Below are 13244 nucleotides of genomic sequence, written 5' to 3' on the forward strand. Positions count from 1 at the left end.
CTTGATTTTTAGTATGCAGTTTACAACGCAGTAATGAGGCAAGAACTTAAAAATGCTTTTGGGAAGGAATTCATCACCGTCTCCGTTGACAAGGAGAACCGGTGGGTGCATGTCATCTGGAAAGGCTACCTGACGAAGGAGAATGTCAAGGCTGGAGCCCTGGCCTATACCGCTGCGGTGAAAGAGGCAGGCTATACCTGCGTCCTCAACGACACGCGGCAGATATTGGGTGGCTGGGACCATTCCCTGGACTGGGTGGTAAACGATTGGGGACCCCAGGCGGCCCAGGCGGGCATCCAACATTTTGCCATGATAGCCAACCCAGCATCCTTTGGGGAGTCCACGGCCGCTGCTTTTTACGCCACCTTCAAGGCGTTTGAGGTAAAGGTGTTCGACAACATGCCCAGCGCCGAGGACTGGCTGCGGCAATATTCCCTGAAGAATTAAACGGCTGGAGGGGTAGCCACAAGGAAGCTTATGAACGGGGTAGTTATGGAAGTGCAGGTAGAACTCAAAAAGATATTTGGCGATGTGTATTTCAGAGCCAACAGGATGCCTGACAACGCATTTCTGTATTCGCAGTGGTATGGGGTGCAGTCGGTGGAGACGGTGCAGGCAGGTGGCTACAAGCTGCTGGAGATGATGCGGGAAAGACCCTGCCTAAGCCTGCTGAACAGCAACAAGCACGTCATAGGCTCCTGGGACATGGCCCTGGAATGGGCCGAGAACGAATGGGCTCCCAGCATGCGGGCCTTGGGGCTGAAGTATCTGGCACAGGTGGTACCCTCCAGCATCTATGCCTCCATGACCATCGAAAGTCTCATCCAGCACATTGACGATACGTTCGAAATCAGGACGTTTGAGGAAGACGAGGCCGCCAAGGCCTGGCTCCTGTCTGTCCAGGTATAGCACCCTCACATTTCTAATTGCATCCAGCCTATTCACACCGCCTGCCAAAGACCTTCCGGCTGCTCCTGCGGCAAACCCATGAACGAACTGCGCGAAGGCAGATCCAGGAAAGGGTACGTCACTTTAGACAGGTATAGCCCCTGCGGATAAGCTGGGTTTAGCGCCTTCGGGGCATTGTCCGTGGCCAGGTAACTTTCAAACTCATCTATTGTCAAGGCGCCCGTACCTACCAGCAGCAGCTTGCCCACCACAATCCGAATCATCCGGCTCAGGAACCTGTTCGCCGAAATCTGGAAGCGCAGCCTGTCGCCGTTCCGGTCTGTGTACCACCGGGCCGTTGTTACTTTACAAATGGTGCTCTCGTGGTCTGCCGGGGTGAGGCAGAACGAGCGGTAATCCTGGTAGAGGGGGAGCAGGGCGGCGGCGGCCTTCATGGCGGGCAAATCCAAATGGGGCAGGAGGTAGAGCGAGCTGGTCTCGTCCAGGAAGGGGTCTTTGTAGGTATGGAGGAAGTAGTCGTAGCTCCTGTGGGTGGCATCGAAGCGGGCATGGGGCAAACCCTCCATGGGCAGTATGTCGAACACGGCGATGTCCGGGGGCAGCACCTTGTTCAGCCGGAACAGCATATCAAACTCCCAGGGCCTGTCCACATCCAGGTGGAAAAAGAACTGGGCCGCATGCACTTGTGCATCCGTCCGCCCACAGCCCACTATCGCCACCGGCACCTTCAGTATTTTGCCCAGGCTTTCCTCGAGCACCTGCTGCACCCCCATACCATAGGGGTGGCGCTGCCAGCCATTGTAGCGGGTGCCCTTGTAGCCTATATGGAAAAAATAGCGCATGCCTCTCAGATGATGTCAGTCGCTTAAGTTTTAATTGAACAGGTGAAGTTAAGATTCTTTCACTTGAGAGAATAGTTTTTTACATTGCATAGTAATATAACTATACTTCTATGTACAAGCTTAAATTTCTGCTCCTCTGGTGCTTCATGCTGGGTGCCATCGTTTCATGTGGCGACAAGGAAGACGACCCTGAGCCGGATGCCACGTTCTCGCTGGACTATCTGCCTACCACCAAAGGCAACACCTGGAACTACGGAGGCATACGGCCTTACTCCTTCACGGCCACGGGCGGCACCAAGGATTTTGATGGGCAGACCTACCACGAACTGGAAACCAAGGCAGGCAATGAGACCGCCAAATCCTATCTGCACAAAGACAAGGGCGTGTATACCACCATCGGCTTCGTGCCCAACTCAGGCAGTGTCAAGATTGTCGTGCTGAAGGAAGAATCGGCCATTGGCAAGCCATGGGAGCAGACCAACACCATCAACGGCGTGCAAACCAAAATGAGCAGCACCATCGAGGCCAAAGGCATCACCAAAACGGTGGAAGGAAAGACCTACAAAGATGTCATCCATGTGAAGATGGTGACGACCTACAGCTTCATGGGCATCGACTTTGACCAGAAAATCACGTCCCACTACTTCTTCGCCAAAGGTGTGGGCCTCATCCTAAGCGATATCGAAGACTACGGTCAGGTGCCACTGCTCTCCTACACGGTGAAATAACCCCACTCAACATGTAAAACAGAAATGGCAGGTCGTAAGGCCTGCCATTTCTGTTTTAGCACCAATCCAATCACGGTTACAAAGCCCCTCGGTCCACGTCTTTCATGAATCGCACCAGCCACTCGAAATAGGTTTTCTGGTCGTCGTACATGGCCATGTGGCTCCCCTCGGGGCAGTGGAGGGAACGGCCCCTCGGGAACTGCCCGGCCATCCAGCGCATGTGCTCCGGGTCCATGGTGTCGTGCTGGCCGCCGATGCTGAGGGCCGGTACGTTCAGCTGCGACAGGTCACCGGAGCGGTCCCAGTTCTTCAGGGAAGCGTTGCCGCGTATGCCGAACTCGCTGGGCCCCTGCATCTGCACGTATACCGTGTGGTTCATGTGGTGGAACATGCGGTTGACCGGGTCGGGCCATTCCTCCACAGGCAGGCGCAGGGCATGCTGGGTATAGAAGTGGGGCAGCAGCAGTTCCATGTACCGGGGGTTCTCAAAATCATTGGTCGCTTCAATCTGCTTCAGTTCATCCAGCACCTCCGGCGGCAGCTGCGGCCCCAGCACCTCATCGGCATAGCGGTTGTAGGCCGGCACACTCGACATCATGTTGGAGATAATCAGGCCCTTCAGGTTGTGCTGGTATTTGAGTGCATACTCGATGGCCAGGATGCCGCCCCAGGAGTGCCCTAGCAAAAAGAAATTGTGCTTGTCAAGGCCGAGCGCCTGGCGCACCTGCTCTACCTCTTCCACAAAGCGGTCAATCTCCCAGAGGCTGTTGTCCTCGGGCTGTTCGCTGTAGTGGGAGCCCAACTGGTCGTAATAATAATACTCGATGCCAGCCTTGGGCAGGAAACTGTCAAAGCACTCGAAGCACTCGTGGGTGCCACCGGGGCCGCCGTGCAGCAGCAGGAGTTTCAGGCGGGGGTTGTTTCCCACGCGCTTCGTCCATACCTTGAAGGGGCCTTTTGGCGTCAGGATTTCAATCTGGCGGGCGCCGCCGCTGAACTCTTCCGGAGTGCCGGAATAGTCGAAGTAGTCAGACAGCGATAGGTCGCCGGAAGCATCGGCAGTAGGGGACAGGTTTCGGATAGATGTGGGCATAGCGTTTTCAGGTATGGTAAGCGTTGGACAATCACAGATGAAGGTATGAATATAGCGATTCTACGACTGGAATCGAGCGTGCGTTTACCCTTCGTCCTGCTGCTCCACAGCGTATAACATAAAAGAAACAAAAGAAAAGAATGGCCACCGCCTATAAACCCATAGACCCTGCCTTCCGCGAGGAACTGCAGGCGCTCGCATCCCGAAGAGCGGCCGCCCGGCTGCAGTTCTACTCGGACATCGGGGAGTTCCTCACCCTGCACGCTACGCTGAAGGAGCTGGCCACGAAAGGAGAGGAGGAATTTTTGTTGCTCACAACTGGGGAGGCAATCCGCCTGGACAGGATTGCCCGGATAAATGACAAGCCTGCGCCGGGTTACGACGAGGCTTTCTTTCAGTGCGATATGGGCAGGTAATCTCTCGTTATTTTGGTCCGGCTATACCTCGGTTTGGGTTATACCAACATGCTATACCTGTGGCTCAACCCGCCGCTGGTGAAAGGCATGAACTTCGGTGCGCTAATCCCGTTAATGGGGTGTTGCTGCTTCCTAACCATGAGATGGACATTCTGCCTCCTGCTGCTCCTGCTGTCCTCCTGCGCCACCCAACGGCAGGCTGAAAAATACTTCGACGCAAACCCCGATGAACTGGCCGCCTACGTGGACCAGCAGGAAACCTATACCCAGCGGCACGGCAGCGCTTACGCAGCCAAGCACTTTCCCTCCAAACATTATCCGCCCGCCCTTTACCCCAGGCCTGCCCTGGTGCCCGAACGGCCGACGCTCCTCCCCATGCTGGAACGAAGAAAAGGTATAGCCGCCGCAGCCACCGCCGCTATACCAGGCCGATGCCCCGATTGCCCCGTCACCGTCCAGACCAGAACGGTATACCTGCCCGACACGGTACAAAGAGATTCGCTGCAGCGGGAGCTCAAAATAGAGCGCCTCGCCAACACCGCCATCAGCCGGAAACTCAAGCGCACGGAAGCTGAGCGGGACTTCTGGCAGGACAAGAACGAGAAGAAGTTTTGGACCCTGATTGCCATGGCTATTTTCGGCTTCCTCTACATCCTGTTTCGGGTGCTGGCCGAAAGGGTGCGGGAAACCTGACCACTGCACGACGGGGCAGCAAAAGGGCTGTTGCTAAACCGTGCGGCCTGTGCCTCGTTTATAAGGTGAGTATATGTTTGACCAAACCTAAAAAGCTATGAACAGACAAAACAGAGATCGTTACGACTACGATGCAGATTACAACCAGGGCGCAGGCTACAGCCGCGAGGATGACCATTACCACAGCGCCCGGAACCTGACCAATGAGTTTGAGCAGCGGTACCGGGGCGACCACGGCCGCCACGACAATGACCGCAGCAGCTCCCGCCCCTACCAGAGCTACCACGAAGGCAATGACATTGAGAACACCTATCCAAGTCGCCGACGCGATGAGGACAGCTTCCGCGACCGCAGCGACTACAACCGGAATGACTGGGGCAACGACCGAAATGCCTACGGTAGCTCCAACTTTGACCGCAGCGGCTACGGCAGCTTCCAGCAGGATGACGACCGGAACTGGGGCACGTCCCGCAACCGGGATTACAGTGATAGACAGCAGCGCTACGGCGCATCGAACAGGTATAGCCCTTCCTTCAACAGAGAGGGTGACAACAGGGAAAGGCCTACTTTCATGCCTGATTCGGGAGACGAGTATGGCAGTTCGCGCTACGGTGGCAACAGCTCCGGTGGCACAGGCTATGCCGGCAGCTACGGCACTTTCGGAGGCGGTATGCGCGGCCGCGACCGCAGCGACAACTGGAACAGTGCGGACGATTTAAGGGACGAGGATACCTACTGGGACCGTAACCGGGACAGGTTCAGAGGCTAAACCGAACTGAACAGATAAACAGAAGAGCCGTTGCTACAGGGCAACGGCTCTTTTTTTGTTCGTAGTATCCGCACAGGTATAGCCTGGCCATGTCAGCAGACTCAATAAGAAGGTTCCTCCAGCCACAGTTTCCGGGCTACCCCCATACCTACAAAGTTTCCTCGTCCGCCGCCTCTCAGCAGAATCGCGACGTGTTGCCCCTGTCGCAGCTCGCTTACACTGATGGGGTTACCCTCGGTGTCCAGCATCTGGGCGGTTGGCAGCACGAGCACATAGGCGCGGTTGTAGCGGGAGTCCGGTGAGGTGCCAAAAGCCTCCACCTCCAGCACGACCTGCCCCTCATTGTACTGGCTCCGGATGATGCTTCCCCGGATATCCACGCGTTGGGGCGCCAGGCTCTTGCGGGTGCTTGTTTCAGTTCTGGCAGGTGCTGTGCTGGTCTGGCAACCTGTGAGCCAAACGGCGAAGAGGAAGGCCAGAATACCGTACCGTGTCCGTTTCTTTCGCATTTTCATAGTTTTTTCTACTTGTAACGGCGGCAGGGGGCTTCGGGATGTCAAAGAAACTTGGTCCTCGGGAAGCGCTGTCTTTCTACGTACAGGGTGCATTTAGTAGGGTATACACTTTAGGTTATTAATCACTATAGTTAAATTAAAACGTAATATAAGACAATAAAGGTGATTCGTAGTTTCCATTTTGTATGGAGGAACCAAATTTTGAGGTCGCTTGGGAAAAGGAGTATGTCACGATACGCCACAGTCCGGATGTGCGATTGATATGGAATGAGTGGCGAGGCATTATCCCTACGGAACCCCTGCGCGTAGCCATGATGAAAGCCAGTCAATTCATTGTCGACAATCAGGTGGAACTGATACTGGCCGACTACACCAACATGGGCGCCCCTTCCATGGAAGACCAGGTATGAATTGCGAACCACACAGGAGAGTTACTCCGCTACAGTAAGCTCAGACGGGTGGCCAACCTCATGGCTCAAGACCTGTTCCAGCAAATCGCCATTCAGACCATCTATGAAATCGCCTCGAAATTATCGATGCCCTGCGAGTCCCGCGACTTCGTATCGCGGGAGGAAGCCTTAGAATGGCTGTTCTCGGAATAAAGCCCGCCCCAGCGCGAGAGGGCGCCGTGACAGAAAGAGGCGTGCCTCTCATCAGGTATTTTTCGTAATTTCAGGGTTCACAAAGCGATAGATGCCTACATCCAAGAAATTACAGAACGTCACCATAGCCGAGGTTTTCAAAACCATCATCTGGCCCCGAAAAAAATACCTCGCCGTGGGTCTGGTGCTCATCATCATCAGCCGGGTGGCAGGGCTGGTGCTGCCGGGCGCAAGCAAGTACCTCATCGATGATGTGATTCCGAACGGCGACTCCACCACCCTGAAATGGTTGATTGGGGCGGTGGTGGCAGCCATCACGGTGCAGTCCATCACTTCCTTTGCGCTCACGCAAATCCTGAGCGTGGAGGCGCAGCACCTCATCTCGCAGTTGCGGGCCAAGGTGCAGCGGCACATCATCCAGCTGCCTATCCGCTTTTTCGACAACACCAAGACCGGCGAGCTGGTCTCCCGCATCATGACGGACGTGGAAGGCGTCCGGAACCTGGTGGGAACCGGTTTTGCCCAGATGGTGGGTGGCCTGCTGACTTCGCTCATCTGCCTCGTGCTGCTCATCTACATCAGCCCGCTCATGACGGGTTTCGCCTTGATTCCGGTGACTATTTTCGGTCTGATTTCAATGAAGGCCTTCGGGAAGATACGCCCCATTTTCCGGGAGCGCGGGGTAATCAATGCCGAGGTGACGGGCCGCCTGACCGAGACGCTGGGTGGCGTGCGCGTCATCAAAGGGTTCAATGCCGAGGAGCAGGAAATTAAGACGTTTGAGGCGGGGGTCACGAGACTCTTCCTAAACGTGAAAGAAAGTCTGGTCACCACCAGTATGGTGACTTCTGCGGCCACGCTTTTGCTGGGCCTGGCCTCAGCGGGCATCATGGGCATCGGCGGTTACCTGATTATGAAAGGCGAGCTGACTTTTGGCGATTTCCTGGCCTTCACGCTATACCTGGGTTTTATGATTGCGCCCATCCTGCAGATGAGCAACATCGGGAGCCAGTTCACCGAAGCCTTCGCCGGCCTTGACCGTACGCAGGAAATCCTCAACACACCCCTCGAAGACGCCACCGGGCATCGCACCTTGCATCTAGATAACATCCATGGCGACATCGTCTTTAACCACGTGTCGTTCGCCTATGAATCAGGCAAGGACGTGGTGAAGGAAGTCAGTTTCAGGGCGCCTGCCGGTACGGTTACGGCCCTGGTAGGCACCTCCGGCTCTGGTAAAACCACCATTGCGGGCCTGGCCGCTTCCTTCCTCAACCCCGAGAGCGGCACCATCACTGTCGACGGCCACGACTTGCAAAGCATCAGCCTGCGGAGCTACCGCAGCCAGCTGGGCGTGGTGCTGCAGGACGATTTTCTCTTTGAGGGCAGCATCCGCCAGAACATCCTTTTCCCGCGCCCCAACGCCACTGAGGCGCAACTGATGCAGGCCGTGCAGGCGGCCCACGTGCAGGAGTTCACCAACCGCTTCCCGGAGGGGCTGGACACGCTGATAGGAGAGCGGGGCGTGAAGCTTTCGGGTGGGCAACGGCAACGCATTGCCATCGCCCGGGCCATACTCGCCGACCCGCGCATCCTGATTCTGGACGAAGCCACTTCCAACCTCGACACCGAGAGCGAGAGTCTGATACAGGCCAGCCTTAAAACCCTGATGCAGGGTCGCACCACCTTCGTCATCGCCCACCGCCTCAGCACCATCCGCCAGGCCGACCAGATTCTGGTGATTGAACAGGGCCACATCGTGGAGCAGGGCCGCCACGAGGAACTTTTGGAAAAGCAGGGCAGATACTACCAACTCTATACCTACCAGGCCAGGATTTAGAAACGGGCAGCACATGGCACTCGCTACAGTCTTGCTCCAGCAGGGGCATGCCGCCTGAGTTTACCGAAATTATCCTTACATTGGTGCATCGTTTTTCTTCATAACCGAATTGCACCATGCGATACTTTCTCAGACCCCAGCTGCTCCTGCTGCTGTTATTCCTCAACTTTTCTTCCTGCGCTGTAAAAGAGCAGACCGCCTCCAAAACGGAGGTAGCGAAATGGGAGGAACAGGCGGCCCGCGTGACGATTATGCGGGATGATTTCGGTGTGCCGCACGTGTATGGCAAAACCGATGCCGACGCTGTTTTTGGATTGCTGTATGCTCAATGCGAAGATGATTTCAACCGGGTGGAGCGCAACTACCTCTGGGCCATCGGCCGATTAGCGGAGGTGGAAGGAGAGGAGCAACTCTACAGCGATTTGCGCGCCCGTCTGTACATGACAGAGGCCGAGGCCAAGGCTGAGTACGAGAGGAGCCCGGAGTGGCTGAAGCAGCTTTGCCAGGCCTTTGCCGACGGCATCAATTACTACCTGCACACGCACCCCGAGGTGAAACCCAAACTGCTCACTCGCTTTGAACCCTGGATGCCGATGTACTTCAGCGAGGGCTCCATCGGCGGCGACATCGAGAGCGTTTCTACCAAGGGCATCAAGACATTTTATGAAGAGAACAAATCGCTGGGGTTGAACAGCCAGGGGCACGGCCTGGTGCAGCCGGCCCTGCTGGAAGAGCCAAAGGGCTCTAACGGGTTCGCCATTTCAGGCAAGCACACCGCCTCCGGCGACGCCATGCTGCTCATCAACCCGCATACCTCCTTCTTCTTTCGGGGCGAGGTGCACGCCGTGAGCGAAGAGGGTCTCAACGCCTACGGGGCCGTCACCTGGGGACAGTTTTTCATTTACCAGGGCTTCAACGAGAAAACCGGTTGGATGCATACCTCCGCCTACGCCGACGTAGTGGACGAGTTTGAAGAGACGATTGTGAAGCAGGACGGCAAGCTGTACTACAGGTATGGCGAGGAGCTGCGCCCGGTAGCGGCAGCAGACGTGACCCTGGCCTACAAAGACGGCGATGCGCTGAAGCAGAAAACCTTCACCACCTATCGCACGCATCACGGCCCCATCACGCACCAGAACGGAGACAAATGGGTGGCCACATCCCTGATGTGGAAGCCTGTGGATGCGCTCATCCAATCCTATACCCGCACCAAGAAAAGCAACCTGAAGGAGTTTAATGAAATGATGCAAATGCGCACCAACTCCTCCAACGCCACCGTGTACGCCGATGCCGATGGCAACATCGCTTACTACCACGGCAACTTTTTCCCAAAGCGCGATACCTCTTTTGACTACTCCAAACCTGTGGACGGCAGCAACCCTAAAACCGACTGGAACGGCCTGCACCCGCTCGAGGAGACCATTCGCCTAGTGAACCCGCCAAACGGCTGGATTCAGAACTGCAACTCCACGCCCTTCACGGCTGCCGCCGAGTTCAGCCCGAAGAAGGAAGACTACCCGGTATACATGGCGCCATCGGCTGAAAACTTCCGGGGTGTACACGCCATCCGCCTGCTCAAAAAAGCAGACAACCTGACGCTCGATAAACTGATAGACCTGGCATACGACCCATACCTGCCAGGATTCGAGGTGCTGATACCGGGACTCGTGAAAGCCTATGACAGCCAGAAGCCAAATGATCCGAAGCTGAAAGATGCCATTGAGATGATGCGTAACTGGGACTATGCCGTGTCGAAAGAATCGGTGGCGATGTCGCTGGCGCATTTCTACGCGACTAACCTGCTGCGCGACGGCTCTGCGCCAAAAGGCCACATCATGGAGCGCTTCGACTACTATGCCAACACAGCACCTGAGGCCGAGCGTCTGGAGATTTTCCGTAAGACCATTGCCCAGCTAGAGCAGGACTTCGGGAAATGGAACACGCCTTGGGGCGAAATCAACCGCTTCCAGCGCCTGACCGGCGACATCAAGCAGCCATTCAATGACGCGGCCCCGAGCATACCCATAGGTATGGCATCGGGCAACTGGGGAGCGTTGGCCTCTTATGGTGCTAACAGCTACGATACCAAGCGCCTCTACGGCACCTCCGGCAACAGCTTTGTGGCGGTGGTGGAGTTTGGCGACAAGGTAAAAGCCAAGACCATTCTGGCCGGCGGACAGAGCGGCGACCCTAAGTCACCGCACTTCAACGACCAGGCACAGCGCTACGCCGATGTCGAGTTCAAAGATGTAGCCTACTACCGCGAAGACGTGGAGAAAAGAGCCAAAGCCACGTACAAGCCGGGGCAGAAAAGAAATAAGTAGAAGGTATAATTAGATGCTAAAACAAAGGTCCGGGCTCTTCAGCCTGGACCTTTGTTTTAGCATTGCTTCAATAGCGTGAGTTGGTAGCTCCTGCTTTACCATGGCAAGTGCTACAGCTATGAGGAGGAAAGGCACGAGCTAATAGCTCGCGCCGGCAGAAGATAGCCAGCCGAAAAGTAAAATTCTGCACCCATTAAAAAGCCCCTGTTTTGCAGGGGCTTTTTGATTTATTTGACCGGTACAGGTATCAGCTCACGCTCAAAGTAGACCAGGTCCTTCTGCGAAGGATTACCGTTTACCGTGCAGTAGTAGATGCGCTTCAGGTATTGTCTGATAGTTAATTTTAAATCCGGATTCACTTTTGCGAACACTTCAGATCCAATAGGAAATAGGTTTTCTAACATACCCTAAGGTACGCAGTTTAATCCGTAATCAACGGGTTATTCCGTTGTATTTTCAGAAAGGTGCCAAGGGGCCGAATCAGCCTTGTTTATTGTTCTCACTGTTACACGTGCTTCAGGTATAGCTGTGTGGAAAAGCATGAGCTACAAGCTCGCGCCATCGGTGGTTGTGTCATTTGCCATCCCTGGATGAACGCAGCTTCCTCTGTCATCAACAGGTAGTTACGATACGTTTTCAGGAGGGTGCCTCAGGATAAAAATCAGCAAGCTGACAGGTATAGGTCGATGAAATTTATACCCTCTATTTAGTTATCAGGCCTTGGCTACGGACGCTTATCCGACTTCAGCTGCTCCATGCTGCGCTGGTCCACTTTGATGATGCCACGGTTCGGCCGGTCCAGGTCGATGATGATGAAGACAACCAGGCAAATCAGGAAACTCATGAGCGCCGAGGGCAGCAGCGTCCGTCTGTTGCCCAGCCCACTGCCATACCCAATCAGGGCGCCTGACATAATGAACACGGTGAACAGCAGGAACAGAATCACCTCGGGTACGTGCGCAGCCAGTAAGGCGTTCCGTTCGCTGTGGGCGATTACCATGTTGTTGAGCGAGGTGATGAAGAAGCCGGTGGTAACAGGGTTTGGGTCTGCCTGAGCCGCCTTCACGGCCTGCTGCCAGATGTCGCGCTGCAGGTCCCTGGTTTCCTTGTCAAGTGCCACCTGCTCTGTCACCATGGCGTATTCTGTGTTGCTGATGGCCAGCCGTAGGTCGATGTACTGCTGCAGCAGCATGTGGCTAATCGAATCGTGCGGGGCGGGAAGCAGGTGCGTGCGCATAAGGGTGGTACCGATGGCGTTGGCCTCGTTGATGACGGCTTCGCTGCGGCTGTCGTAACGTTGCAGGGACATGTTGAATGTGAAACCGAGTATGAGCGCCAGCAAACCCAGCGTGCCCGCCTGTATGGTATTGGTCTGTACTTTTACGTCTTCGTCTGTGTTGCGCTGCTGATGCCGGCCAATTCGGAAGCCCGCTTCCACAGCTACCAGAATCAGCACAAACAATACCGCCACAATCAGGATGCTGTTATGGTCGTACATAATTTCAGTTGTCATACCTTCTATACTGCTCTGGAACCTGTAACAGCCCGCCGCAGGCACCTTCAAGGCGGCTAAGCCCTATACGTAATTTCCGCAATCGAGAAGACAGGTAGTGAAAAGGTACCCCTAAACAAGCGCATCTAAGGTTTTAGGTTTGCTGTATGGCAGACTTCTACGCCACTTTTACGGGCAAGAAAAATATAGCTATACCTGAATATTTTTGTAGGGAGAATGATATATTTGTTTGCCTTATACCTGTTCACATGAAAACACGCTTCGCCCTTCTGCTCTCCCTCATTTTCCTGAGCGCCTGTACCAAAGACTCGGAGGGACCGGACCTGGATTACCCCGCTTCCTTCCATCTCAAGCGGTTCGACCAGGTGCAGCCCGTCCGGATGTTCACCCGCAGCGGCGAGGTGAAAGACGCAGCTTTTGTCAAAGGGCATGCCTTGACTCAGAGGATGCAGACGCTCTACGATTTGGGAGCCACGGAACCCGAAGGTGAACCGGGCACCAAAATCACCTTGCTCTCCCGCTCAGAAGCCGAAAGGGATAACGGACGCGTGACCAGGTATGACGTGCAAAAGCAGGGGGATGCCTTGGTGCTCACCTCTCAGCAAGAGCACTCATCAGGGTATAGCCGCAACGAGGAGTTCTACCTCAATCTGATGATTGGCCTGAGCAAGTACAAGCCTCTCATTTACGACAAACAACCACTGCCTCCCGCCTTGAACACCGGCATGGACTATACCTATAAAACGAAAGAACAACTGGCTGTGTCCCTGAAAGGGCAGGAGCTGCTCGTACACCGCCTGGCCTATGCCCACCAAACCCAGTACAGCGGGCGCAGCATGGTCATCAACAACCAGTTCGACCCCACCGGCATTTCCCTACTCCGCGAAGGCGATACGCTGGTGGTACAGGAGTTTGCCATAGTGGGCGTACCTGTACAATAAGCCGCAGACGCTTCTCGACCGGTGTAAGCCCTCATCTGTATGGATTTATTTTACTAGAT

16 protein-coding genes are annotated in these 13244 nt (G+C 55.3%); 11 read left to right on the forward strand and 5 right to left on the reverse strand.

The window, feature by feature from the left end; genetic code table 11:
- Nucleotides 1-33 precede the first annotated feature (33 nt).
- Nucleotides 34-447, forward strand: a complete 414-nt coding sequence (locus tag B051_RS0113680; RefSeq protein ID WP_018478776.1) for an STAS/SEC14 domain-containing protein — start codon at nucleotides 34-36, stop codon at nucleotides 445-447.
- A 30-nt stretch (nucleotides 448-477) separates the two neighbouring features.
- On the forward strand, nucleotides 478-909 hold the full coding sequence (locus B051_RS0113685) for a hypothetical protein (RefSeq protein WP_018478777.1): 432 nt from the start codon (nucleotides 478-480) through the stop codon (nucleotides 907-909).
- Nucleotides 910-941: 32 nt separating this feature from the next.
- Here the strand turns inward: B051_RS0113685 and B051_RS0113690 are convergent, their stop codons facing one another.
- Complete coding sequence (locus tag B051_RS0113690) at nucleotides 942-1751, reverse strand: tRNA pseudouridine synthase A (RefSeq protein WP_018478778.1); 810 nt, start codon at nucleotides 1749-1751, stop codon at nucleotides 942-944.
- 110 nt (nucleotides 1752-1861) lie between these two features.
- Between B051_RS0113690 and B051_RS0113695 the strand changes: the two genes are divergently transcribed.
- Nucleotides 1862-2479, forward strand: a complete 618-nt coding sequence (locus tag B051_RS0113695) for a hypothetical protein (protein ID WP_018478779.1) — start codon at nucleotides 1862-1864, stop codon at nucleotides 2477-2479.
- 76 nt (nucleotides 2480-2555) lie between these two features.
- Here B051_RS0113695 and B051_RS0113700 read toward each other — a convergent pair whose 3' ends face one another.
- Complete coding sequence (locus tag B051_RS0113700; protein ID WP_018478780.1) at nucleotides 2556-3572, reverse strand: proline iminopeptidase-family hydrolase; 1017 nt, start codon at nucleotides 3570-3572, stop codon at nucleotides 2556-2558.
- Between the two features lie 140 nt (nucleotides 3573-3712).
- On the opposite strand from B051_RS0113700, the gene B051_RS0113705 reads away from it, so the two are divergent.
- The 3 genes from B051_RS0113705 to B051_RS0113715 all read left to right on the forward strand — a co-directional run bounded on the left by B051_RS0113705 (nucleotide 3713) and on the right by B051_RS0113715 (nucleotide 5450).
- A complete protein-coding gene (locus B051_RS0113705; protein ID WP_018478781.1) occupies nucleotides 3713-3988 on the forward strand; it encodes a hypothetical protein in 276 nt (91 codons plus the stop codon).
- A gap of 33 nt (nucleotides 3989-4021) precedes the next feature.
- The gene (locus tag B051_RS0113710) at nucleotides 4022-4681 is read left to right on the forward strand and encodes a hypothetical protein (protein WP_018478782.1); all 660 of its coding nucleotides are present in this window, start codon (nucleotides 4022-4024) and stop codon (nucleotides 4679-4681) included.
- Nucleotides 4682-4778: 97 nt separating this feature from the next.
- Nucleotides 4779-5450: a hypothetical protein gene (locus tag B051_RS0113715; RefSeq protein WP_018478783.1), complete on the forward strand. Its 672-nt coding sequence runs from the start codon at nucleotides 4779-4781 to the stop codon at nucleotides 5448-5450.
- 101 nt (nucleotides 5451-5551) lie between these two features.
- Here the strand turns inward: B051_RS0113715 and B051_RS0113720 are convergent, their stop codons facing one another.
- A complete protein-coding gene (locus B051_RS0113720) occupies nucleotides 5552-5965 on the reverse strand; it encodes a hypothetical protein (RefSeq protein WP_018478784.1) in 414 nt (137 codons plus the stop codon).
- 185 nt (nucleotides 5966-6150) lie between these two features.
- Here B051_RS0113720 and B051_RS0113725 point away from each other — a divergent pair, with 185 nt between their 5' ends.
- From B051_RS0113725 to B051_RS0113740, 4 genes are all read left to right on the forward strand, one after another.
- Complete coding sequence (locus B051_RS0113725) at nucleotides 6151-6375, forward strand: hypothetical protein (protein WP_018478785.1); 225 nt, start codon at nucleotides 6151-6153, stop codon at nucleotides 6373-6375.
- A gap of 60 nt (nucleotides 6376-6435) precedes the next feature.
- Nucleotides 6436-6567 (forward strand): hypothetical protein, encoded by a 132-nt coding sequence (locus tag B051_RS22950; RefSeq protein ID WP_281163486.1) that lies wholly within the window; start codon nucleotides 6436-6438, stop codon nucleotides 6565-6567.
- A 91-nt stretch (nucleotides 6568-6658) separates the two neighbouring features.
- On the forward strand, nucleotides 6659-8407 hold the full coding sequence (locus B051_RS0113735) for an ABC transporter ATP-binding protein (protein ID WP_018478787.1): 1749 nt from the start codon (nucleotides 6659-6661) through the stop codon (nucleotides 8405-8407).
- 116 nt (nucleotides 8408-8523) lie between these two features.
- Nucleotides 8524-10731: an acylase gene (locus B051_RS0113740; protein ID WP_018478788.1), complete on the forward strand. Its 2208-nt coding sequence runs from the start codon at nucleotides 8524-8526 to the stop codon at nucleotides 10729-10731.
- Nucleotides 10732-10958: 227 nt separating this feature from the next.
- Here the strand turns inward: B051_RS0113740 and B051_RS22590 are convergent, their stop codons facing one another.
- Nucleotides 10959-11135 carry a hypothetical protein gene (locus B051_RS22590; protein WP_018478789.1) on the reverse strand — a complete coding sequence of 59 codons (177 nt, stop codon included), beginning with the start codon at nucleotides 11133-11135 and terminating at the stop codon, nucleotides 10959-10961.
- A gap of 320 nt (nucleotides 11136-11455) precedes the next feature.
- Nucleotides 11456-12244, reverse strand: a complete 789-nt coding sequence (locus B051_RS0113750) for a bestrophin-like domain (RefSeq protein ID WP_157578865.1) — start codon at nucleotides 12242-12244, stop codon at nucleotides 11456-11458.
- A 248-nt stretch (nucleotides 12245-12492) separates the two neighbouring features.
- Here B051_RS0113750 and B051_RS0113755 point away from each other — a divergent pair, with 248 nt between their 5' ends.
- Nucleotides 12493-13185: a hypothetical protein gene (locus tag B051_RS0113755; RefSeq protein ID WP_018478791.1), complete on the forward strand. Its 693-nt coding sequence runs from the start codon at nucleotides 12493-12495 to the stop codon at nucleotides 13183-13185.
- Nucleotides 13186-13244: the final 59 nt, after the last annotated feature.

The sequence above is a fragment of the Pontibacter roseus DSM 17521 genome, from assembly GCF_000373265.1.
GTDB classification, from domain to species: Bacteria; Bacteroidota; Bacteroidia; order Cytophagales; family Hymenobacteraceae; genus Pontibacter; species Pontibacter roseus.